Annotated in this window: 21 protein-coding genes and 1 tRNA gene; 12 read left to right on the top strand and 10 right to left on the bottom strand. The window is 58.2% G+C overall.

The genetic code is table 11. From position 1 onward, the window contains the following. Nucleotides 1-16 precede the first annotated feature (16 nt). The 3 genes from LOH54_RS03675 (at nt 17) to LOH54_RS03665 (ending at nt 2249) form a co-directional block, all read left to right on the top strand. Nucleotides 17-400 carry a YbgC/FadM family acyl-CoA thioesterase gene (locus tag LOH54_RS03675; protein ID WP_231020446.1) on the top strand — a complete coding sequence of 128 codons (384 nt, stop codon included), beginning with the start codon at nt 17-19 and terminating at the stop codon, nt 398-400. Continuing rightward, nucleotides 397-1605, top strand: coding sequence for a beta-ketoacyl-ACP synthase II (fabF, locus tag LOH54_RS03670; RefSeq protein ID WP_231020445.1), 1209 nt, complete (start codon nt 397-399; stop codon nt 1603-1605). The genes LOH54_RS03675 and fabF overlap by 4 nt, the downstream gene beginning before the upstream one ends. A gap of 62 nt (nt 1606-1667) precedes the next feature. Further along, on the top strand, nt 1668-2249 hold the full coding sequence (locus LOH54_RS03665; protein ID WP_231020444.1) for a TetR/AcrR family transcriptional regulator: 582 nt from the start codon (nt 1668-1670) through the stop codon (nt 2247-2249). 114 nt (nt 2250-2363) lie between these two features. Here the strand turns inward: LOH54_RS03665 and LOH54_RS03660 are convergent, their stop codons facing one another. The 5 genes from LOH54_RS03660 to LOH54_RS03640 form a co-directional block, all read right to left on the bottom strand. Next, nucleotides 2364-3023, bottom strand: a complete 660-nt coding sequence (locus tag LOH54_RS03660) for a hypothetical protein (RefSeq protein ID WP_231020443.1) — start codon at nt 3021-3023, stop codon at nt 2364-2366. Continuing rightward, nucleotides 3013-3198, bottom strand: coding sequence for a hypothetical protein (locus LOH54_RS03655; RefSeq protein ID WP_231020442.1), 186 nt, complete (start codon nt 3196-3198; stop codon nt 3013-3015). Before LOH54_RS03655 ends, LOH54_RS03660 begins: the two co-directional genes overlap by 11 nt. Before the next feature lie 41 nt (nt 3199-3239). After that, complete coding sequence (locus LOH54_RS03650; protein WP_231020441.1) at nt 3240-3629, bottom strand: carboxymuconolactone decarboxylase family protein; 390 nt, start codon at nt 3627-3629, stop codon at nt 3240-3242. An 88-nt stretch (nt 3630-3717) separates the two neighbouring features. Next, on the bottom strand, nt 3718-4026 hold the full coding sequence (locus LOH54_RS03645; protein ID WP_231020440.1) for a TFIIB-type zinc ribbon-containing protein: 309 nt from the start codon (nt 4024-4026) through the stop codon (nt 3718-3720). Between the two features lie 93 nt (nt 4027-4119). Continuing rightward, a complete protein-coding gene (locus LOH54_RS03640) occupies nt 4120-4449 on the bottom strand; it encodes a hypothetical protein (RefSeq protein WP_231020439.1) in 330 nt (109 codons plus the stop codon). A 178-nt stretch (nt 4450-4627) separates the two neighbouring features. Between LOH54_RS03640 and LOH54_RS03635 the strand changes: the two genes are divergently transcribed. From LOH54_RS03635 to LOH54_RS03610, 6 genes are all read left to right on the top strand, one after another. After that, complete coding sequence (locus LOH54_RS03635) at nt 4628-5479, top strand: DMT family transporter (RefSeq protein ID WP_231020438.1); 852 nt, start codon at nt 4628-4630, stop codon at nt 5477-5479. A gap of 248 nt (nt 5480-5727) precedes the next feature. Next, on the top strand, nt 5728-6549 hold the full coding sequence (locus LOH54_RS03630) for an alpha-E domain-containing protein (RefSeq protein WP_231020437.1): 822 nt from the start codon (nt 5728-5730) through the stop codon (nt 6547-6549). A 343-nt stretch (nt 6550-6892) separates the two neighbouring features. Continuing rightward, on the top strand, nt 6893-8167 hold the full coding sequence (locus LOH54_RS03625) for a circularly permuted type 2 ATP-grasp protein (RefSeq protein WP_231020436.1): 1275 nt from the start codon (nt 6893-6895) through the stop codon (nt 8165-8167). Between the two features lies 1 nt (nt 8168). Further along, nucleotides 8169-8825 (top strand): alpha-E domain-containing protein, encoded by a 657-nt coding sequence (locus LOH54_RS03620; RefSeq protein WP_231020435.1) that lies wholly within the window; start codon nt 8169-8171, stop codon nt 8823-8825. 2 nt (nt 8826-8827) lie between these two features. Then, entirely contained in the window at nt 8828-9784 is a 957-nt protein-coding gene (locus LOH54_RS03615) for a M14 family metallopeptidase (RefSeq protein WP_231020434.1), read from the top strand. Beyond that, nucleotides 9771-10703, top strand: a complete 933-nt coding sequence (locus tag LOH54_RS03610) for a M14 family metallopeptidase (protein WP_231020433.1) — start codon at nt 9771-9773, stop codon at nt 10701-10703. Before LOH54_RS03615 ends, LOH54_RS03610 begins: the two co-directional genes overlap by 14 nt. A 16-nt stretch (nt 10704-10719) precedes the next feature. On the opposite strand, the gene LOH54_RS03605 is transcribed toward LOH54_RS03610, so the two are convergent. From LOH54_RS03605 to LOH54_RS03595, 3 genes are read right to left on the bottom strand one after another with little or no spacing between them, the layout of a single operon-like run. Next, on the bottom strand, nt 10720-11667 hold the full coding sequence (locus LOH54_RS03605; RefSeq protein WP_231020432.1) for a transglutaminase family protein: 948 nt from the start codon (nt 11665-11667) through the stop codon (nt 10720-10722). Between the two features lie 2 nt (nt 11668-11669). Next, entirely contained in the window at nt 11670-14162 is a 2493-nt protein-coding gene (locus LOH54_RS03600; RefSeq protein ID WP_231020431.1) for a circularly permuted type 2 ATP-grasp protein, read from the bottom strand. Then, the gene (locus LOH54_RS03595) at nt 14163-17534 is read right to left on the bottom strand and encodes a transglutaminase family protein (protein ID WP_231020430.1); all 3372 of its coding nucleotides are present in this window, start codon (nt 17532-17534) and stop codon (nt 14163-14165) included. A gap of 283 nt (nt 17535-17817) precedes the next feature. Between LOH54_RS03595 and LOH54_RS03590 the strand changes: the two genes are divergently transcribed. Next, entirely contained in the window at nt 17818-18306 is a 489-nt protein-coding gene (locus tag LOH54_RS03590; RefSeq protein ID WP_231020429.1) for a glutathione peroxidase, read from the top strand. A gap of 40 nt (nt 18307-18346) precedes the next feature. Here the strand turns inward: LOH54_RS03590 and LOH54_RS03585 are convergent. Together LOH54_RS03585 and LOH54_RS03580 are read right to left on the bottom strand one after the other, a co-directional pair. After that, a tRNA-Ile gene (locus LOH54_RS03585) sits at nt 18347-18423 on the bottom strand. Between the two features lie 41 nt (nt 18424-18464). Beyond that, a complete protein-coding gene (locus LOH54_RS03580; RefSeq protein WP_231020428.1) occupies nt 18465-19574 on the bottom strand; it encodes an FtsW/RodA/SpoVE family cell cycle protein in 1110 nt (369 codons plus the stop codon). Nucleotides 19575-19699: 125 nt separating this feature from the next. Here LOH54_RS03580 and LOH54_RS03575 point away from each other — a divergent pair, with 125 nt between their 5' ends. Next, the gene (locus tag LOH54_RS03575; protein ID WP_231020427.1) at nt 19700-20683 is read left to right on the top strand and encodes an RluA family pseudouridine synthase; all 984 of its coding nucleotides are present in this window, start codon (nt 19700-19702) and stop codon (nt 20681-20683) included. Beyond that, a complete protein-coding gene (locus LOH54_RS03570; RefSeq protein WP_231020426.1) occupies nt 20622-21878 on the top strand; it encodes a fibronectin type III domain-containing protein in 1257 nt (418 codons plus the stop codon). Before LOH54_RS03575 ends, LOH54_RS03570 begins: the two co-directional genes overlap by 62 nt. Nucleotides 21879-21881 lie beyond the last annotated feature (3 nt).

Raw genomic sequence — 21881 nt, 5'->3', positions numbered from 1 at the left:
CTAGAAAGGGAAAAAGATGCGGGTAACCGTCTATTACGAAGATACGGATGCGACGGGTCTGGTATTTCACCCGAATTATCTGAAATACTGCGACCGGGCCCGCGCCGCGCATTTTTTCAATACGGATACCGCGCTTCAGGGCGCCGACGGGCATCTGATCGTGCACTCTCTGGCGTGCCGCTATCTGACCCCCGCACGATTGGGAGACGTACTCGATGTCAGCAGCAACATCACAAAAATAAAGCGAACATCTTTGAAGATCGAACAGACGATCTCCCGCGGGAAAAAACCGATCTTCACCGTGCAGCTGACAATGCTTTACGTGCGCAACATGCGTCCGAGCCTCTTCCCCGAAGAGATGCTCAGGCTATTTCATACGATTGAAAAGGAGTTAATATGAACCCTATTGTCATTACGGGAATCGGCATGATCAACGGCGTCGGCAACAGTGCCGAGAGCGCTTTTGAAGCACTGCTCGAGGGCGTATGCGGCATCGACTATATCACCCATTTCGACGCCTCCGGCGATGCCGTACAAATCGCCAGCGAAGTGAAGGATTTCGATCCGGGCAGCGTCATGGACCCCAAAGACATCAAAAAGAGCGACCGCTTCATCCACCTGGGGATGCATGCGCTGAAAGAGGCCCTCGCCGACGCCGCGCTCGAACCGCAAAACGGGGATGCGGCCCGAATGGGCGTCAGCGCCGCCACCGGGATAGGCGGCCTGCCGATGATGCAGGAGAATATCGAAAAGAACGCCTTCGGCAAGAAGATCTCGCCCTTTTTCATCCCCGGATCCATCACGAATATGCTGGCGGGGTACGCCTCCATCTATTACGGGCTCAAGGGGCCGAACCTCTCCTCGACGACGGCCTGCACGGCGGGGCTTCACGCCATCAACCAGGCGGCGAAGACCATCATGGCCGGCGGAGCCGACGTCATGGTCGCCCTGGGCGCCGAAGCCTGCATCTGCGAGACGGGCATCCGCGGCTTCAGCGCCATGAAGGCACTCTCAACACACAACGACGACCCGAAAACGGCCTCCAGGCCCTTCGACAAGGAGCGCGACGGCTTCGTGATGGGTGAAGGGGCGGCGGCCCTTGTGCTCGAAACCCTGGAACATGCCCAAAAGCGGGGTGCGAAGATCTATGCACGGGTCGCGGGCTTCGGCGAAAGCGCGGACGCGGGCCACATCACAGCCCCCGCCACGGACGGCCCCGTCCGGGCCATGCGCTCTGCGCTGCAGATGGCCGGCAACCCACGAGTGGACTACATCAACGCGCATGGGACCAGTACCCCGCTTGGAGACGCTAACGAGACAAAAGCGTTCAAAGCGGTCTTTGAGACCGTACCTCCGGTCAGTTCCATCAAGGGGAGTATCGGCCACTGTCTCGGGGCCACCGGCATCATCGAAGCCGCCGTCTCCATTATGGCCCTTGAGCGCAACATCATGCCCCCGACCATCAACCTCCGCACCCAAGACGACGCCTGCGACCTGGACTACGTCGCGAACACCGCGCGTGAAAAGGAGCTTCAAACCGTCATGAGCACCAATTACGGTTTCGGCGGCACGAACGGGGCCATCATCTTCACCAAAGCGCTCTAGCCCGCGCTTCGGCGCCTGGGGACAAACCGATATAATGATGCAAAAATTTCAAGGGTTGAGATATGAAGCGCCAGGACTCAAGAGCGCGGCTGCTGGACGCCGCCTTTGCTGAAGTCTACAAGAACGGCTATCACGGTACCGGCACCGCCGTCATCCTCAAGGCCGCCGGGGTGCCCAAGGGGAGCATGTACCACTTTTTCGCTTCCAAAAAGGAGCTGGTACTGGCCGTGAGCCAGGAGCGCATCGTCCCGAAAATGGACGACTTCTTCGACTTTGCGCGCCTGCCGGGCGAAAACATTTTTCAAACCTTTGCACGCATATTTGCGAAGATGCAGAACCACACCGCCCTCATCGCCAACGGCTGCCCTCTGCACCGCCTACTCGTGGAGATGGCCCCGCTCGACCCCGACTTTGAAGCCGTCCTGACAAAGGCCTACCACCATTTTATCGACAAGCTCTCTCTGGCGCTGGAAGCCGCCATTGCAGACGGTGAACTCGTAGCGTTTGACACCAAAGCCTTCGCCCGCTTCTTTATCACCTCCACCTGGGGAGAGATATCGCTGCCTCCCTCCCTCTCTTCGAAAGAATCGTTTGGACACCACGCCCAGTACCTGACAATCGTACTGGAACACTATCGGCGATAAAATCGCGATTCACTCTTTTTCGAGGCGAAGATCAATTGGATCGAATGCTTTTGGAAGAAAGCCGGTGTGGGTGTGACGATGCGTTTGGCGCAAAGCGCACAGCCAGCTCCAAGGCTAACTGAAATATTTTAAGATGCTGTCTCCGTATGCCTGGAGCATACTGCGGAACGCTTCGCGAAATTTGATAATCGAGAGCCTCGGTTCCCAGTTTTTCGGATCGACACAGATCTCTTTTTCCCATATCCGCATGGCCCGTTGGATATCGTCTTCTGAAAAGGTACTCATATCGAGCACCATCAGTTCCCCCTCCCCGGAAGCTACCAGATAAGGGCCGATGCCTGTGCCGAGTTCGGCATGCAGGCGAGCGACGATTTCGCTGGCACGCGGATAATCGTAATAATTTATCATGTCGACACAATCCTCAGAGTACAACTCATCAGTCACGGGCCAATACGTCGGTAACAGATCATATTCGTCAGAAGAGTGACTCTCCGTAGGATCCAACGTAGCGATGTACGCTTCGCATGTCTTCATATATCTGGCATATTGTCCGCTGGTGGGTCTTGAAGTAAAAATGACGAAGCCGTGGACACGGTACGAGGGGTCGGGCTTTTTACCATGAATGAGAAAAGAACGTGTGGCGATGGGCTCGTTTTCTGCAGCTGCGCCAGTCGGTGCATCCACTGGCACCGGAGAGCTACCGCTGCATCCCGCAAAAATCAAGACTGACGAAACCAGTACAATCCAGTGCATCGCGTTGATATTATTTGTCATTCTGTATCCCTTCGACATCTCTCGATTTCACAAAAAGTGCGGCAATCCCGTTGGACCCGCCAACACACAACAATGTCAACAGCCCGATGGAATCATTATCGAGCGGATGCATAAAATATGCAAGAAACAGGACCAAAACGACGCCAAGTATGGTGGCAATTCCATATTTTTTCATTCTATCAACCTTTTAAGATTTGACTGGTCGCCTCTGCGTTTTCAGTCTTTTACATTTATGTCCCGCTCGTCAAAAACCTCTTTGGCGGTCGCAAGCCCGTTCAGCGCGGCGGGAAACCCCGCATAGACGGCCATCTGGATCATAATCTCGATGATCTCCTGCGGTGTGCAGCCGACATTGAGCGCCCCGTGTACGTGGGCCTTTAACTGGGGCGCTGCCGTGCCTATCGCCGTCAGGGCCGCCACCGTGGCGATTTCACGGGACCGCAGGTCCAACCCCGGACGGCTGTAGATGTCCCCGAAGGGAAACTCCACAAGCAGGTCGGCGAACTCCGGAGCGATTGCGCTGAGGGCCTCTATGATCTTATCCCCCTGATCGCCGCCGACCTCGGCCAGTTTCTCCCTTCCGATTTTATACCTCTCAGATTTCAATTTTTGTCTCCTTTTTTCTTGGAAGTCTACATTTAAAATGTGCAATCAAAAAGCGCCCGCGGGTTTGTGATTGGTCTCTTTTGATTTGTTATAGCTCAACATGTTTGCCACAGGTTGGACAGTAATTGAATTCGACTTTTTCAGACAATGCGACTTGTATCATTTCAAATAAGTCGGTTTCACAATGTGGACACTTTGCCTCTTTGGCTTGATTTTTGAAGGCATGTAGAACTGTAAACATGAGGCCGATACTAAGCATTCCTATTATGCTAAATTGAAGTATGCCAAATGATGATTGCATAGAAAGATACATCAGTACAAGGAAAAGAAAAAGTGCTGCAATCGCAGTCACAATTTGCTTTTTCAACGCTTTTTTGTACTCTATTTTATTTCCCATCTTCAGATTCCCTTGTTACTATTACGTTTAAAATGACCAATCAAAAACCTGCTCGCGGGTTTTTGATTGGTCTCCTTTAGTTTGTTAGAAGTTTTAATCTCCGCCGCCACCGGAACCTCCACCCCCACTCCCATCAGAACCACTATGGCTGCCAGATGATGAACTGTCATTTGAAAAGTGATTCCAAAATGCATACCACTTAACATCATCATCTGGGTAATAGCCATCTCCACGAAATTTTGCATATCTGCTAAGTAGGAAAAGCTCTACAATAGCACCGATAAGAGGAATGAGGAGAATAAAAAGCACTTTATAAAACTTTTGATGTGCCTCATACAGTAACTCTTCGTTTATGACGACAAAAAGTGCAGCAAGGTCTAGAAGTATGACGAGTGCAATCGGCAATATCCATAGGTTGACCAAAGTCTACTCCTAAGAATTAATTAGTAGCAATAACGTATGTTCAGCTATTGAGAATTGAGACCAATCATACATTTCGTTCAAAAGCCATGATAGCAAAGTAGCAAATAGAAATCATTGAAATATCACATCACACCATTATCGGAGTATAATTCCCGAAATTTTCAGCAGGGAAGAAAAAATGGCGGGTTGGATCGTACTGGCGATGGTGTTGTGGGGCATCGGCTGGCCCGCGCTCAAGGTCGTGACCGATACTGACGTCCCGGTCGAGACTGTCACCTTTTTGCGCTTCGCCATCATGGCGGTTTCCTTCCTGCCCATCCTCTACTGGCGGCGCAAGCCGCTGCGCCTCAACCGCCGGACGCTGCGCTTCACTATCGCGGCGGGCGCACTCAACGTCGCATTTATGTACTTCGCCTTCTGGGGCGTGCAAACGGGCAGCGCCGGGGCGGGCGGGGTCATCATCACCGTGGCCAGTCCCATTCTCACGGCCCTGCTCGCCCTGATTGTCTTCCGCACCCGCGTCTCCCCGACGCAGCTGCTCGGGCTGGGAGTGGGACTGTTCGGCGGGATGCTGATGCTGGAGGTGTGGCATGCCGACCTGCTGCACAGCGGCAATGTCTTCTTTATCGGCAGCGCGCTCGTCTGGGCCGTGCTCACCCTGCTGGGGCAGCAGTCGCATACGGAGATGGAACCCATCCACTTCAACTTCTGGCTGGCCGTTTTCGCCGTGCCCATCACATTCGTTCCGGCGCTGCCCGCGGGGCTGGGTACGGTGTACAACCAGGACTGGACGTTCTGGACGGGACTGCTCTTCCTGGCCATCATGGGGCAGACGGTGGCGTCGACCATCTTCTTTGTCGCAGCGGGCAAGATCGGCTCGGCCAAGGCCGGAAGCTATATGTTCCTCGTGCCGCTGACCGCCCTGGTAGCGAGCTTTCTGCTGCTGGGAGAGCGCCCCTCCTTCTGGCTCGTGGCAGGGGGTGCCGTCAGTACCGCCGCCGTCTACTTCATCAACGCGCGCAAACGATAGGCACCCGTCGCTTTTCGATCGGCGGCTTTTCATAAACGTCCCCTATGTAAGCCCGTTTGTGCATTCAGAGGAGAAAGCGCCTTATTTTCCGTGATTTCACGTCCATTTCCACCTGAAAAAACCTGCTATGTTTAAAAGTTAATCAGAAATATCACCCTATGCACAGCCGCGCGTTCTATAATGGTCAAAATATATGCTCGAAACGTGTTTGAGCCCGACAGACCCGCTGTATCTGCAGGAGGCGCACTATGAACGCAGTACATGTTCCCCCCGTCGACCGAGATCCAAAGCATCTCTGGACGTTCAACGCCATCACCCTTTTTAAACGGCTCCGAGACTATCTTAACGGCTATGCCGACTACCGGCAGTACCCGAGCATAAAGTTTGTCGAAACCTGGCCCCAGCACAGTCATAAACACCAGCTGCTCACCACCTACGTCGCCACCAACCTCTACTGGTTCGGCCGCCACCTCCAGCGCGTCGAAACGACCCTGATCGACGTGCTGGAGCTCTTCAACGCGGTGATTGACACGGACAAAGAAGCCGGCGTACGCTACTTCGAGCATCTGGACATTGAGCTGGAGTACAAGAGCGCGCAGGATTTCCTTCAAAAGGCCGTCTTCGGCGACCACCCCGCAAACCTCGCCACCATTATGAGCAACGCCCGAGAAAACGCCATCATCTGCCGTCCCTATCTCGACGCGGAAGCCTTCGGGGAGACGATCAGGCTCTACAACCTCCTCGACACCTATGCCAAGACCGATACCAAGGTCGACTACCGTTTCATCGGGGATGCCCTCTCGCTCATCAACGAGGTGTGGGGGATCATGGCCCGTGGTCTTCTGCGGCGCAAAAGCGACCAGTTCATCCGCCTGGGCAAACTGACCGAGAAAGTCGACCTGCACCTGCGCCACGGCAAGAACGGCAACGAATCGGTCGTCTACCTGCACAATATTCTCATCACTGCGCAGCGGATCGCCCCGGAGGCGGAGATGCCCATCGACGAAAAAGATGATGAGGCCAACCTCGATGCTATCAACGACCTCTTCGAGAACCTGGTAGTGGTTTAGATGCGAGCAAAACAGACCCGCCGCGCCCCGTACCACATGCCGAACCCCCTGCGAAAAGCCGCGTTCATCAAATCGACGGATCGGGGCGGCTAGCCCTCCGCGCTTTGACGAAAAAACGAAAACCACAAAAGCACCGAATAAAAGCATTTTCTCATAGAATATGCAATATGATCTTTTATACCCACACCACCTTTGGCACCGTGAAACCCGCGGGTCGGAGTGATGTTCGCATAAAAGCATCAAGGGAGATACATTGATAGAAGAAACTGGAAAACTACATGAAAAGTTCTGGGAGATTTTTTCCCGGCAAGATCGACAGAAAGTCGAAGAGTTTCAGCGCTATATGGATAAGTTCGCTGTCAATTTCAATCTCTATAAAGACGGCAATTTCATCGAGCGTTCACTCCCCTTCGACGTCATTCCCCGCATCATCTCCAAGGAGGAGTTCGGCAAGATGCAGCGCGGCCTCGAGCAGCGCATCACGGCACTGAACCTCTTCCTGGAAGACCTCTATACCGAGGCCAAGATCGTCAAGGACGGCATCGTCCCCGAAGCCTTCATCCACCAGGCCAAAGGGTACCTCAAGGAGTTCGTCGGTTTCTCCCCGTCGCAGAAGATCAGGACCCATATCAACGGCATCGACCTCGTCAAGGATACCAAGAACGACGAATGGGTCATCCTCGAGGACAACCTGCGCGTGCCCAGCGGGGCGAGCTATCCGCTCTCCATCCGCGACACCTACCGCAAGATCTACCCGGAGTTCTTCGAAGAGCTGAAGATCGAACCGATCAAGCAGTACTCCTCCTATCTGCGCAACGCGATGGATTACGTCAATACCGGCGGCATCAACGTCGTTCTGACCCCGGGGCGCTACAACTCCGCGTATTACGAACACAGCTACCTCGCCGGAGAGATCGGGGCCGAACTGGTCCGCGCCGCCGAACTGGTCGTGGAGAACAAGGTCCTCTACTTTAAAAACTACGACGGGCGGCGCATCCGCGTCGGGGCGGTCTACCGCCGCCTTGACGACGACTTTCTCGACCCCAAGTTTTTCAACCCCGAAAGCCTCATCGGGGTGCCCGGCATCATCGAAGCCTACCTCGCGGGCAACGTGGCGATCATGAATGCCGTCGGCAACGGGGTGGCGGACGACAAGGGGATCTACTACTTCGTACCGCAGATGATCAAATACTACCTGAACGAAGAGCCCATCATGCAGAACGCGCCGACTTACCTTCCCTATTTCGAAAAGGACAAAAAATACATCTTCGACAACATCGACAAGCTCGTTGTCAAGGATGTCGCGGAAGCCGGCGGATACGGCGTCATGTTCGGGCACGCCATGTCCAAGATCCAGCTCGATGACCTCAAGACGATCATCGAGGCCAACCCCCGCCGTTTTATCGCCCAGGAGCTCGTTGAGTTCTACGACGAAGAGTGTCTCATCAACGGGGAACTGAGTCCCCGCAAAGCGGACTTCCGCGCCTATGTCGTCATGGGCGAGAAGGTCAATGTCTGGGAGTGCGGGCTGACACGCTATGCGATGGAAGCGGGCAACTACCTCGTCAACTCGTCCCAGGGCGGCGGGTTCAAAGATACATGGGTCATGGAGCTCTAAGATGGATCAACTTCTGAGCACCAACGTCGCCACCAATCTCTACTGGTTCGGACGCCACCTCCAGCGCGTCGAAACAACCCTCGTTGACGTCATCGAGATCTTCGACTGCGTCATCGACACGGACAAGGACGCCGGCAGGCGCTATTTCGAGCACCTCGAGATCGAACTCGACTACGCCAACGCCTCCCAGTTCCTAGACAACGCCATCTTCGGGGACCACCCCTCCAACCTGGCGGAGATCATGCGTTTCGCCCGCGAAAACGCGATCATCTCCCGGGCCTATATCGATACGGACGCCTTCGGCGAGACGATCCACCTCGCCGAGCTTTTCGACCACGCCTCGAAAAGCGCCGTCTTCGTCGATTACCGCTTCGTCGACGACGCCCTCTCGCTGATCAACGAAATCTGGGGCAGCATGAACCGCGGCCTGATCCGTTGCAAAAGCGACCACTTCGTCCGCCTGGGCAAACTGACCGAAAAGGTCGACCTCCACCTCCGTCACGGCAAGGACGGGAAGGAGCCGGTCGAGTACCTCAACAACATTCTGCAGACGGCGCAAAAGATCGCGCCCGATGCGAAACTTGCCATTTCCAGAACCGACGAAGAGGCCAACCTCGACGCCATCAACGCCCTCATCGACGAGCTCGTCGTCTACTGAAAATGAACCCGGAAATTACGGAAATCTTCTCTTCCGAGCTCCCGGTGGGAGAGACGCTGCGCATCCAGCGCGCCCGTTTCGCACCGGAAACAGTGCGTCCGGATGCCAAGCGCATCAGCGTTGTCAGCGGGATACACGGCGACGAGCTCGAAGGGCAGCTCGTCATCTACCTCCTGGCCGCCTGGCTGCGCGAGCACCCCGAGGCGCTGCGTGGGACCGTCGACATCTACCCCGCCGTCAACTCCCTGGGAGTCGACACCATTATCCGCGGTTTCCCCCTTTACGAGATCGACCTCAACCGCGCTTTCCCGGGGGCGCGCAACGATTTCCTGCCCGCGCAGGTGGTGCATGCCCTGGCCGGGGACGTCGAAGGCAGCGACATCGCCATCGACATTCACTCTTCCAACATTTTCCTGCGCGAGATCCCGCAGATCCGGATCAACAAGGCGTTCTCGGAGACGACCCTTCCCCTGGCCAAACAGCTCAACTGCGACTTCATCTGGATCCACGACGCCGTCACGGTCCTCGAAGCGACCTTTTCGCATACGATGAACGAACGGGGGACGAAAACCCTTGTCGTCGAGATGGGGGTGGGCATGCGGTTGACGAAGGCCTACGGGCGGCAGCTGCTGCGGGGGATCCTGAACCTGATGCAACAAGAGGGGATCATCGAAACCCCGACGGAGTTCAAGGTCCGCGAGCCGTTCACCTCCGAGGTCGGGGAGGTGTTTTACATTAACGCCCCCGCCGCCGGTCTTTTTGTCCCCGCCCTTGACCACTGCGAAGTGATTGAAAAAGAACAGTGGATCGGCGACATCGTCGACCCCCTCAGCGGGGCGGTGCGCGAATCCCTCTATGCCCCCAACGGCGGCGTTTTGTTCACCCTGCGCGAATACCCTGTCGTCTACGAGGGGTCCCTGCTCGCACGGATTTTCGGAGAGCCCGATGAAAAAAATTGAGATCCTGAAACTCGAGTCCCTCAGCCGCGCGCCGATGGTCGTCGAGGGGTACCTCTTCGAAGGGAGCGACCCCGATGCCCCCAGCGTCGCCGTTATCGGCGCCATGGAGGGGGCGACGACCCTGCCGCTGTATAGCGCGTCGAAGCTGGTCGATTTCCTGCGCAACAAACTCGGAAGCGAAAAGATCCTGGGCAATATCCTCGTCATCCCCTCCGTCAACCACTACGCCCTCAACATCAACGAACGTTTCTGGCCCCTGGACAAGACCGACATCAACATGATGTTCCCGGGCTACAACGAGGGCGAAACGACGCAGCGCATCGCCCACCGCCTCTTCGAAGCGGTCCAGGACTACGACTACGGCATCATCCTGGAGACGCGGACCGACCTCGCCACCTGCCTGCCCTACGTCAAACTCTTCAAGACCGGATACGAAGATGTGAAAAGCGCCCGCTGGCTGGGGCTCAAGGTCATTCACCACCGCGAACCCGAATCGATCGAGACGGTGTCGCTGCAGTACAACTGGCAGCTCTGGGGGGCCAAGGCGTGTTCCGTAGTCTGCCCCCATGAACCCCTGATCGACCCCGAATCCGCCCGGGTCATCATGGATAGCCTCATCAACTTCCTCAGCCACAGCGGCATCATCCGCTACGAGGCATTCAACGGCTACAACTCGACCGTCGTGACCCGCGAACGCATCGAGGTCATCAAAAGCCCCCGCAGCGGAATCTTTATCCCGACGCAGACACCCGGGACGACGGTCTCCAAGGATGAGACGATCGGCAAGATCGTCCACTCACTCGAAGGGGAGGTCATCCACCGTTTCCTCGCCCCCTGCGACGGCATGATCACCTGTATCTATATGCACTCGCTGATCTTCGAGAATGCCGTCGCCTACCGCATCGCGAAGATCCATTAGGCCGGTTGCGGCGGCGCTACTTCGACGATTGCGACTGTGACTGTATCTGGGTGGGTGCCGTCTCTTCATCTTCCTCAGTGGCACGCCGGACGTCCACGCGGACGCTGAGCCGGCTCTGCCCGCTCCCCCGCACCACCCCTTTGAGCGGCGAGATATCGTCGTAGTCCCGTCCGTGCCCCATGACGATGTGCTGCTCCAGGGGAATGATGTTGTTCGTCGGGTCGAGGTCGAGCCAGCCGCTCCCGGGGACGTAGAGCGATACCCAGGCGTGCGACGCGTCCGCGCCGAAGAGCTTCTCCGTGCCTTCGGGCGGGATGGTCTCGATGTAGCCGCTCACGTAGCGCGCCGGCAACCCGATGGAGCGCAGCGCGGAGAGGGCCAGGTGCGCGAAATCCTGGCAGACCCCCTTTTTCTCTTCGAAGATCGTCGTCACGGGGGTCGTCAGGTCGCTGAACGCGGGATTGAACTCGAAGTCTTCGAAGATGCGACCCATCAGCTCTTCGCCCGCCTCGAAAAGGCTGCGCTCCGGATGGAAGGACTCCAAGGCGTAGTCGTGCAGCGGCGCGATATCGACGGGCACGAGGTCCGACGCGAAGAGAAACTGCTTGGCGGCGATGTCGCGCGTGTTGAAGCCCGAGAGGCGCTGCAGCGCTTTGTCATAGGAGACAGCCCCTTTGCGAAGCCGTTCGATTGCCCGGTGCGCCTCTTTGATTTTGCGCCGCACCCGTGAATGTCCCGTCACCGTCAGGGAGGTGTGCGGTTCGCGCAGCAGCAGATGGTGGTTGGTGTTGCCGAACATGTCGACAAAGGCATGGATCTCCGACGCGTACGGCTCCGCGTCGAGCCGGAACGAGAGCAGCTCCTGCTCCCGCCCCTCTTTGGGCTTCAGCCGCGCGATGTTGTGGCTGAAGGTGACCAGACTCTGATAATGGAAGACCGTTTCGTGGAAAATATCGTAAATCATGCTCACTCGTCGTAATGGGAAAAATAGGTTTTCGAAAACTCGTCCGAAGCCTTCATAAAGAGCTCGGAGAGCTCGGAAAGCAGCCCATCAAGCTCCTTGTAGATGCCGTCGGACTCCTCATAGGTCAGCAGCGCCTGCGCCGTGGCGAGCTTCAGGCGCGAATAGGCCTGGAATATCGGCGCCTCGTACTCGGTGAGGTGGGTACGGGACTTCGGCAGGTCTTTGAGGTCCGAGAGCAGTTTCTGGGTCTGGTAGGTCAACGATTTCGGGTACTGCGGGTTAAGCAGCAGGAACTCGATGACGTTCTCGAGCTGCAGGGCGCTGCGGTAGTGGGCGCGGTAGGCATTGAAGCTCTCGCAGGTGTTGAGCAGCGCTTCGAGCAGTTCATACTCCTCGGCCTTCTCCTGGCGCGGGCAGAGCAGGGAGCGCGCTTTGGAGATCAGCAGCTGGACGCTCTCGATCCGGTAGCCGATATCGTACAGGACCAGCCCCTGCTCGCGGAACATGCTCTCTTCGACGAGCTCCTTGTACGCCAGCAGGTTCACATGCAGCTTGTCCATCTCATTGACGATGGTGCGGTTCATGCGGGTATTGGCGCTGCAGAACGCCTGCCACTCCCACTGGAGCTTGTCGAAGAGTTTCCACGCTTCGATGCCCAGCAGGTTCTTGATGCTGACGTTTGAACCCGACAGCATTGCCAGCGTAAAGGAGAGCGACCCGGTCCGGCCCTGATCTTTGAGCACTGAGACGATCTCTTTCATCGGGTTGTCCAGGAGCTTGTCGGCCTTTTTCTTGTTCAGGAATCCCGGATAGGTCATCGTCATGTGCGTAATGGCGCGCAGCAGCTGGTGCTGCGACTCCCCGGCGGTGTTCGACTCGTCGCGGTAGACGTTGATGAGGCGCTTGACCGCGTAGCGGATGAGGCGCGTCGTGATAATCGCGCGCGAGAGGTAGCGTCCGAGCCAGAAGAGGTTCTCCGCCCTGCGGGTCGGGATCTGGTCGATGGAGGCGTCAATACACGGCAGCTGTTTGAACGGATTGCTCGGCGCGCGCTCCTCATCCTCGCCGACGATCCAGAGGTCCTTGCTGGTGCCCCCTTTTTGCGACGAGATCAAGAAGGCGTCTTTTTGCGAGGCGACGCGTACAAGCCCGCCGTTCATCACCCAGTATTGGCTGCCGCGCTTGAAGGCGTAGGAACGGATAACGGCGTTGCGCGGTTCGACGGACTCCCCGGTAAAATAGGGCACGGTAGAGAAACCGATCTCCTCCTGCGCCACGTAGAGGTGCGGCGCCGCCTTCAGCCGTGCTCTCAGCGCATCGAGTTCTTCCGCGTCCATCTTCCGGCCGAAATAGACCTTGGCGCTCTCCGTACGGTCGATGTGCTTGACAATGAGCCCTTCGAGGTTTTCGAGGACGTATTCGAGTTCGCCGGGCTGCCCGCACCACCAGGTGGCGATCTGCGGCAGGATCAGCTCTTCGTCGAGGAAGAACTTCGCAATGTTCTTCATAAAGGGGTTGAAGCCGAGGTTCTCGAGGATGCCGCTGCCGATGGGGTTAATCATCGCCAGGTTCTCCCGGCGCGCGGCATCGACCAGCCCCGCCACCCCCAGGTGCGAATCGTTTTTCAGCTCCAGCGGATCGCAGTAGCGGTCGTCCACCCGGCGCAGCAGGGTGTTGATCCTCGTGAGGCCGCTCAGGTTTTTCAGCCACAGCGCCCCGTCCTTGGCCAGCATGTCCTCGCCCTGCACCAGGCTGATCTCCAGCAGGGAGCTGAGATAGGCGTGCTCGAAATAGGTTTCGTTGTGCGGTCCCGGCGTCAGCAGGGCCGCCTTGGAGCGGTCCCCACCGCTGAGACGGTCGATCATCGATTTCATCTCTTCGATGAAGCCCGCGAGCCGGCGGGTATGTACCCCCGGATAGAGCGATTTGGCGATGATGTTCATGCTCAGGCGGTTCTCGACGGCGTAACCGAGGCCCGACGGGGCCTGGATACGGTCATTGACGATCCAGAACTTGCCATCGGGCCCCCGCGCCATGTCCGTCGCGTAGAAGAAGAGTTCAAAATCCATTTTGTGTCCGAAACCGAACATCTCCGCCGCGTACCCCTTGTGGGCGTAGACGACTTCGGCGGGCAGGATCCCCTGCCGCAGCAGAAGCTGGTCGCCGTAGAGGTCGCGCAGCATCAGGTCGAAAAGCTTCGCGCGCTGACGCAGCCCCTTGACGACGCCGTCCCACTCCGTCTGGGTGACGACGAAGGGGATGGGATCGAGCGTCCAGCGCCGTTTGGTGATCCCGTCGGGGGCGTCGTAGACGTTGTAGGTGACGCCGTTCTCTTCGAGGCTCCAGTCCAGCTCCGCCTGTTTGGCTTTCAGCCCCTCGATGCCGGTCGCCTCGATCTGGTCGCAGATCGCCTGCCAATGCGGGCGGCACTGCCGCTGCGCATCGACCATCTCGTCAAAGGAGCTTTCGGAAAAATAGCGGTCGAAAATCCCCATTTACACCCGTGTCCATTTCCGTCTAAGGTCCAGCGTATGGGGATACTCGGCGCTGCGCGGCAGCTCCTGGAAGACAAAGACCTTGTCGCCGGCGTGCTTCTCGGCCACTTTGCGCGTCACTTCACGCTCCCCTGCCGGCAGCGCCTGTTCGACCACGTGGGTCGGCACCTCATCGACACTGCCCTGGGTATGGTTGAAGCCCCAGAAACGGTTAATTCGGCGCGACTCCGCCTCGTAGCTGTTGACGGGGAAGGTATCGTAGCTGCGGCCGCCCGGGTGGGAAACGTAGTAGGTCATCCCCCCGATGGAGCGCTGGTTCCAGCGGTCGACGACATCGAACGTCAGCGGGGTGTCGACCCCGATCGTCGGGTGCAGCGCCGACCACGGCTCCCACGCTTTGTACTTGACCCCGGCGACGAACTCGCCCTCGACGCCCGTCGGGTTCAACGGCACCGCGACCCCATTACAGGTGAGCACATAGCGCTCCGGAACGAAGTTGTTCACTTTGACCTGGACGCGCTCCAGCGACGAATCGACATAGCGCGATGTCCCCTGCGATCCGCTCTCTTCTCCCAGGACGTTCCACGGTTCGATGGCCGCGCGCAGTTCGAGATGGACATTCTCCACCGTCGCCATGCCGTAAAGCGGGAAGCGGAACTCGAAGAAGGGGTCGAACCAGTCCAGCTCGAAGGGGTATCCCTCGGCATTGAGGAAACGGACGATGTCGGCGATATCCTCTTTGACGTAGTGTTCCAGCAGGAACTTGTCGTGCAGCTGGGTCCCCCACCGCACCAGTTTGTGGCGGTAGGGCTTGCGCCAGAAGAGCGAGACCAGGGTGCGTACCAGCAGCATCTGCATCAGGGCCATCTGCGAATGCGGCGGCATGTCGAAACCGCGCAGCTCCAGGATGCCCAGCCGTCCCGTGCTCGAATCGGGCGAGTAGAGCTTGTCGATACAGAACTCGGAACGGTGGGTATTGCCGGTGATGTCGGTGAGCATATGACGGAAGAGCCTGTCGGTGAGCCAGTAGGGCACCTCACCATTTTCGGGGATCTGCGCAAAGGCGATCTCCAGTTCATAGAGGTTCTCCGCGCGCCCTTCGTCGACACGGGGCGCCTGGGAGGTCGGGCCGATGAAAGCACCGGAGAAGAGGTAACTCAGGGAGGGGTGGTGCTGCCAGAAGGTGATAAGACTGCGCAGCAGTTCCGGGCGGCGCAGCAGCGGGCTGTCGTGCGGCGTCATCGCCCCGATGGTAACATGGTTCCCCCCGCCCGTACCCGTATGCTTGCCGTCGACCATGAACTTCTCCGTTCCCAACCGCGACTGGCGCGCGTCCTCGTAAAGTCCCAGCATCGTTTCGGTCAGTTCGCTCCAGTTCTTCGCCGGATGGATGTTAACCTCGATAACCCCCGGGTCCGGGGTCACTTTGATGCGCTCGATGCGGTTGTCGTGGGCCGGTTCGTACCCCTCGAGGACGACTTTGACATTGAGCTTCGCCGCGACCGCCTCGATGGAGGCCATGAGGTCCAGGAAGGCCTCTGTGTGGTTGAGCGGCGGCAGGAAGATATAGAGTTTACCGTCGCGCACTTCCGTACTGATCGCCGTCCGCACGAAGGCGTCGTAACGGTTCGCCTCCGTCGTCTCCGGGGTCGCCGCTTCGCAGCGTGCCCGCGCATCGTCAAGGTAATCCCCCAGTGCCGGGGCCTCTGCAAAAAGGTCGGGTTCGAAGTTCTGCGCCAGCTCCACATGGGGTTTGGCCATCAGCGACTCCAGTGGCATCCGCAGGCCCAGCGGCGAGTTCCCCGCACTGAGAAAGAGTTTTCCGCGGCGGAACTCCCATGCCGAGGTGATCCAGCGTGTCTTGCCGTAGTTAAGCGGCAGGACATAGCCGACCGGGTTGGCCAGCCCCTGCTGTAGCAGCTGCGCCAGGGTACGGCGCTCGAGCGGGTCATCCAGGTCAAACGTCGTCGGATCGACGTCGATGGGTAGCTCGGCCTCTTTGACGACGTAGTAGACGGGGTCTTCATAGGCTTCGACAATGTTCTTGTCGCTCACGCCCAGCGTCAGCGACAGCAGCTCCATGAAACGCTTCGCGTCTTCGGTCGTGTAGCTGTAGGTCGCGTTCATGTCGGCAAAAAGGTTCGGGTTGCGCCAGATCGGCTTGCCGTCTTTGCGCCAGACAACCGACTTCTGCCAGCGCGGCAGCGGTTCGCCCGGGTACCATTTCCCCTGGGCGTAGTGCAGCATCCCGCCCTTGCCGAAGGTCCCCAGCAGCCGGTGCGCCAGGACGTCGGCACGTTCGCGCTTGTGTTCGCCGTCGGCTTCGGTGTTCCACTGCTCGGACTCCATGTCGTCGATGGAGACGAAAGTAGGCTCGCCCCCCATCGAGAGACGGACGTCGTTGGCTTCGAGCTCCCTGTCGACCTCGAACCCGAGGTTGTAGATCGCCTCCCACTGTTCGTCGCGGTAGGGCTTGGTGACCCGGGGCGATTCGAAGATCCGCGTGACAGTGTTGGAGTAATCAAACTCCGTCTCGCATTTATCCGTCGCCCCGTCGATGGCGTGGGCGCTGTCGTAATGGGGCGTACATGCCAGGGGGATATGCCCCTCCCCGGCGAAGAGGCCGCTGGTCGCATCGAGACCGATCCATCCCGCCCCCGGGACGTAGACCTCCGTCCAGGCGTGCAGGTCCGTAAAGTCCGCTTCCGGGCCGCTCGGGCCGTCGAGGGATTTGACATCAGCGGTGAGCTGGACAAGGTAGCCGGAGACGAAACGCGCCGCGAGTCCCAGGTGGCGCAGTACCTGCACGAAGAGCCAGGCGTAATCGCGGCAGCTGCCGAGTTTGTTGCCCAGGGTCACTTCGCAGGTCTGCACGCCCGGATCGAGCCGGATCGTATAGTCGAGGTACTTGTGGATCTCCGTGTTGAGGTAGACGAGAAAGTCGTTTATATTGCGTTTCGTCTTCAGGTCGAGCGACTCCATGAACGTCTTGAGCTTTTTGCCTTTGTCCGTAATCTCCAGGTAGGGCAGCAGCTCCTTTTTCAGCGCCGGCTTGTACTTGAACGGGAAGTCCTGCGCATACTCGTCGACGAAGAAATCGAAAGGGTTGATGGTGATCAGGTCAGCAATGATCTCGACGTCGATGCTCATCTCTTTCGTCTTTTCAGGGAAAACGATACGGGCGAGGTAGTTGCCGAAGGGGTCCTGCTGCCAGTTGATAAAGTGGTTCTCCGGCTTGATCTTGAGCGAGTACGCCTCGATCGGGGTGCGGCTGTGCGGCGCGGGGCGCAAACGAATGGTATGCGGCGAAAGCGACACGTAACGGTCATACTGGTAAGCGGTTTTGTGGGAGATTACGACTTTGAGCGCCATGGTTTTCCTTGTGCGTCCTCGGAATATTGCTGCATTATATACTTTTCTCGATTCAACTTCGGGAAAACCGCGCCTATTTTTCACCCACCCCCCACGGGTTTTCACACCCCGGACCCGCCGCTGTTTCCGACGTCTGTTCCATCTCCGCGACCAAGGGAGTTTACATGGATGTTACAATGCGGTATCACACGGACGAAGGAAGATGATGAGACAGCGGACAATACGGGGGCTTTTTGGACTCTTATTGCTCTTTTCCATCCAAAACTGCGCCCAGGAGAATACAATGACCGACATCTACGCTTTCAACGTTAAAACCATTGACGGCAGCGCCACGACGCTCGAAGCTTACCGCGGCAAGGTTATGCTAATCGTCAACGTCGCCAGCCGCTGCGGCTTTACCCCGCAATACGAAGGGCTCGAAGCGCTCTATGAGCAATACAAATCCCGGGGCATGGTCGTCCTCGGTTTCCCCTGCAACCAGTTCGGTTCCCAGGAACCGGGAACGGGACAGGAGATCATAACCTTCTGCCGGAACAATTTCGGGGTCACCTTCCCGATGTTCGGCAAGATCGACGTCAACGGCGAGCACGCCCACCCCCTCTACCGCCACCTCAAAAAGGCCCGGCCGGGCGTGCTGGGCAGCGAGGCGATCAAGTGGAACTTCACCAAGTTCCTCGTCGACCGCAGCGGCAACGTCGTCGAACGGTTTGCCCCCTCGACGGAGCCGAAAACACTGGAAAGCGCCATTGAAAAACTGTTGGATGCGCCATAACGTTCTGAAAAATAAAAGGGAAAAGGTATCGTAGGTTTGGTGGTGGGTCCTCAGGGACTCGAACCCTGGACCACCCCGTTATGAGCGGGGGGCTCTAACCAACTGAGCTAAAGACCCACATCCGGTATCGGAAGGAGCGAATTATACTTTCGCGCCCTTTAGACGAAGCTTTTTTTGCCCCGGCGGTGGTAGAGTTCGGTGAAGCGGAACGCCATCAGGTTTTCGAGGATGCCGAAGAGGATCATGAAATTGACGAAACTGCTGCCGCCGTAGCTGAACATCGGCAGCGGGACACCGACGACGGGGGCGAGCCCGATGGTCATCGCGATGTTGACGCTCATGTAGACGAAGATGAGCAACGAGACCGACGCGCTGACGACCTTAATGTAGGGGTCGTGGGTGTAGAGGCTGATGCCGAGCAGGTGGATGATGATCAGGGCATAGAGCCCGATCAGCAGCACAGCCCCCATAAACCCGAAACGCTCCACGACATAGGCGAAAATGAAGTCACTCGACGCGATGGGAAGGAACTTCATCTGCGTCTGCGTCGCCTCCTCCTTGGCCTTGCCGACGACCCCGCCCGAACCGATGGCGATGATGGACTGCTGGACGTGGTAGCTCGGTTTCTCGCTCATAAAGTCCGTGATCCGCTTCTTCTGGTAGTCGTGCAGCTGGGTATAGATCAGCGGCATCGAGACGATAAAACCGACCGCCAGCGTCAGCCAGATCTTCCAGCGCACCCCGACGAGAAAGAGCACCCCCACCCCCAGCAGCAGCAAGACGGTAGCCGTCCCCAGGTCCGGCTCCTTGGCGATAAGGAAGAAGGGGAGCAGGATGTAAAAGGAGAGTTTCAAAAAAGCGGCCCAGCCGTAGCCACCGTAGGGGGGCGGATTACGCGAGACGAGGTAGGCCAGCATCAGGATGAACGCCGGTTTCATCAGCTCGGAAGGCTGCAGGGTAAAGTGCACAAAGGGGAGCTCGATCCAGCGCTTCGCCCCCAGGCGCGCATGGCCGAAGAACTCGACGGCGAGCAGCAGACCGATGTTGAACCAGTAGAAGATCGGGATCATCCAGCTCAGCCGCCGTACAGGCAGAAAGAAGAAAAAGGTGAAGACGACCGCGCCGACGCCGACATAGACGAGATGTTTGTGCGCCAGAAGGGGGTGGATCTCGCCGATAAGCCACCCCGACACCAGGACAAGGGGCACGACCAGCGCCGGGATGACAAAATCGAAGTGTGCTAAAATGCGTCTATCTATTCTGCGCAAGGCACGTCCTCTCAAGCGTTAAGCGTTCAGCGTCAAACGTGTAGAAAAAAGAGCGGTACGGGTCCCCATCCAGCTTTTAGCCACAGCGCTTAATGCCCAGTGCCAAAATTATAACAAAGGTTCCCATGCAGCCAACTGTCCTGACTTTCGAAGCCGCCGGGGGCGAACGCCTCGACACCTTTCTGGGGAAGGCGATGGGCGAACCCCGCAATCAGATCGCCCACCTCATCAAAAACGGCCATGTCGCCGTCGAGGCCAAAGCGGCGGCCAAGCCGGGGGTGAAGCTCAAAGCCGGTGAAAAGGTCACGGTCACGCTGCCGCAGATGGAGCCGGAGGAAGCGCAGCCCATCGATTTCGACGTGCCCATTCTCTATGAGGATGACGACCTGCTGATCATCAACAAGCCCAGCGGCCTTACCGTCCACCCCGCCCCCAGCGTCAAGGAGCCGACCCTCGTCGACTGGCTCAAACACCACGACATCCGCCTCTCGACGCTCAGCGGCGAGGAGCGCCACGGCATCGTCCACCGCCTCGACAAAGGCACCAGCGGCGTCATGATCGTCGCCAAAACGAACGAGGCCCACGACGCCCTCTCCAAACAGCTCCAGGACAAGAGCATGGGGCGCTACTACCTCGCCGTCGTCACCCCGCCGCTCAAAGAGGACCTCACCCTGGTCGATAAGCCGATCGGGCGCAGCCCCCACAACCGCCTCAAGATGGCCGTCGTTCCCCACGGCAAGAGCGCACAGACCCTCTTCAAAAAGCTGCTGCTCTCCAAGGATGAAAAGGAGGAGCTGATCGCCTGCAAACTCTTTACGGGGCGCACCCACCAGATCCGCGTCCACCTGGAAAGTTTCAGCCGCCATATCCTCGGCGACCATTTATACGGCATTAAGAGCAATCCCGATAAAATCCAACGTATTCTGCTGCACGCCTATACGCTCTACTTCACCCATCCGCGGACGGGAGAGGCAATGCGTTTTGCGGCCCCGCTTCCCGCGGCGCTCACAGAGAGGCTGCAGTCGCATTTCGCTACGGAGACACTGGATGATGAGACGCTCGACCCTGATCGTATCGGCACTCTTTTCGACACTGACACTGCTGATTAGCGGCTGTGTCGGAGGCCCCACCCCCGCCGGACCTGTCGCTATCGACAACACCCTGCCCCAGGTCAGCATCAACGGCTACCTGAGCGACACCGCCGCCATCGCATTTGAGTGGAAACCGGTCAAGGACACGCGGGTCAAAGGCGTAAATATCTACCGCGACACCCCGGGCGGCGAGGATGACAAACTCTACCGCATCGCCGTCATCGACGACACCCTCCGTACCCACTACGTCGACGCCGGCCTGCAGCCCGCCACGACCTACCGCTACCGCTTCACGACCGTCGACGCCAAGGGGCGCGAATCGATGCCCGACAACACCGTCGCCGCCAAAACACTGAGCCTCCCCGAGCCCGTCAGCTACTTCACGGCGACCAAAGAGCTCGCACGCAGTGCCAAGCTCCTCTGGCGTCCCCACCCGGACCTGCGCGTCGAGGGGTATGAAATCGAACGCCTCGATCCGGGCGAGAAATCCTTCCACTGGATTGCCCGCATCGACGGCCGCCTCCACGCCGAACACATCGACCACGATCTTGACGACGACAGCGTCTACCGCTACCGCATCCTCGCCCGCACTTTCAGCGGCGAGAAGAGCCTCCCCTCCGCCGTCGTGACCGTCGCGACCAAGCCGCTCCCGCTGCCGCCGTCGCAGCTCTCGGCCGGCCGGGGTGCGATCCACAAGGTCGCCCTGCAGTGGCAGCCCTCCCCCAACAAAGGGATTGTCTACTACAAGGTCTACCGTGCCGACCGCGAGGACGGCTACTACAGCTACCGCGCCAAAGTCGACAGAACCGCTTTTACGGACAAGGTCGAAGAAAACGGGGCACACTACTTCTACAAGGTCGCGGCCGTCGACAAGGATGAGTTGGAAAGCCTGCCGAGCGAACCTTCCGAAGGCACGACGATGGCGGCACCAGCCGTACCGGAGCTGACCGGCCTCGCACTGCGCAACAAAGCGGTGGTGGTACGCTGGACGGCAAAAGATGCCCGCGCCGTCGCTTTCGAACTCCTCAAGACGACCCGCAGCGGATGGTTCGACAGCAAAGAGAACGTCATCCGCGACATCAAGACCGAAAGCTTCACCGATGTGAACGTTTCGCCGGGGCTGGAGTACAGCTACAAGGTGATCGCCGTCGATGCCAACGGCCTCAAGTCTGAGCCCTCCGCGTCCAAGACCATCGTCCTGGAGGGCCAGTAACCC

This window comes from Sulfurimonas sp. HSL-3221, assembly GCF_021044585.1.
Lineage (GTDB): Bacteria > Campylobacterota > Campylobacteria > Campylobacterales > Sulfurimonadaceae > Thiomicrolovo > Thiomicrolovo sulfuroxydans.
Note: the sequence above shows the minus strand (reverse complement) of the source record. Positions and strands in the feature narration are given on the sequence as shown.

What these genes read in the sequence shown, in the direction of transcription:
- LOH54_RS03610 (WP_231020433.1), top strand. Translation starts at nt 9,771, where the DNA reads ATGAAAAAAATTGAGATCCTGAAACTCGAGTCCCTCAGCCGCGCGCCG.
- LOH54_RS03615 (WP_231020434.1), top strand. Translation starts at nt 8,828, where the DNA reads ATGAACCCGGAAATTACGGAAATCTTCTCTTCCGAGCTCCCGGTGGGA.
- LOH54_RS03625 (WP_231020436.1), top strand. Translation starts at nt 6,893, where the DNA reads ATGGATAAGTTCGCTGTCAATTTCAATCTCTATAAAGACGGCAATTTC.
- LOH54_RS03575 (WP_231020427.1), top strand. Translation starts at nt 19,700, where the DNA reads ATGCAGCCAACTGTCCTGACTTTCGAAGCCGCCGGGGGCGAACGCCTC.
- LOH54_RS03665 (WP_231020444.1), top strand. Translation starts at nt 1,668, where the DNA reads ATGAAGCGCCAGGACTCAAGAGCGCGGCTGCTGGACGCCGCCTTTGCT.
- LOH54_RS03635 (WP_231020438.1), top strand. Translation starts at nt 4,628, where the DNA reads ATGGCGGGTTGGATCGTACTGGCGATGGTGTTGTGGGGCATCGGCTGG.
- LOH54_RS03630 (WP_231020437.1), top strand. Translation starts at nt 5,728, where the DNA reads ATGAACGCAGTACATGTTCCCCCCGTCGACCGAGATCCAAAGCATCTC.
- LOH54_RS03620 (WP_231020435.1), top strand. Translation starts at nt 8,169, where the DNA reads ATGGATCAACTTCTGAGCACCAACGTCGCCACCAATCTCTACTGGTTC.
- LOH54_RS03655 (WP_231020442.1), bottom strand. Translation starts at nt 3,198, where the DNA reads ATGAAAAAATATGGAATTGCCACCATACTTGGCGTCGTTTTGGTCCTG.
- fabF (WP_231020445.1), top strand. Translation starts at nt 397, where the DNA reads ATGAACCCTATTGTCATTACGGGAATCGGCATGATCAACGGCGTCGGC.
- LOH54_RS03600 (WP_231020431.1), bottom strand. Translation starts at nt 14,162, where the DNA reads ATGGGGATTTTCGACCGCTATTTTTCCGAAAGCTCCTTTGACGAGATG.
- LOH54_RS03675 (WP_231020446.1), top strand. Translation starts at nt 17, where the DNA reads ATGCGGGTAACCGTCTATTACGAAGATACGGATGCGACGGGTCTGGTA.
- LOH54_RS03660 (WP_231020443.1), bottom strand. Translation starts at nt 3,023, where the DNA reads ATGACAAATAATATCAACGCGATGCACTGGATTGTACTGGTTTCGTCA.
- LOH54_RS03570 (WP_231020426.1), top strand. Translation starts at nt 20,622, where the DNA reads ATGATGAGACGCTCGACCCTGATCGTATCGGCACTCTTTTCGACACTG.
- LOH54_RS03595 (WP_231020430.1), bottom strand. Translation starts at nt 17,534, where the DNA reads ATGGCGCTCAAAGTCGTAATCTCCCACAAAACCGCTTACCAGTATGAC.
- LOH54_RS03645 (WP_231020440.1), bottom strand. Translation starts at nt 4,026, where the DNA reads ATGGGAAATAAAATAGAGTACAAAAAAGCGTTGAAAAAGCAAATTGTG.
- LOH54_RS03605 (WP_231020432.1), bottom strand. Translation starts at nt 11,667, where the DNA reads ATGATTTACGATATTTTCCACGAAACGGTCTTCCATTATCAGAGTCTG.
- LOH54_RS03590 (WP_231020429.1), top strand. Translation starts at nt 17,818, where the DNA reads ATGACCGACATCTACGCTTTCAACGTTAAAACCATTGACGGCAGCGCC.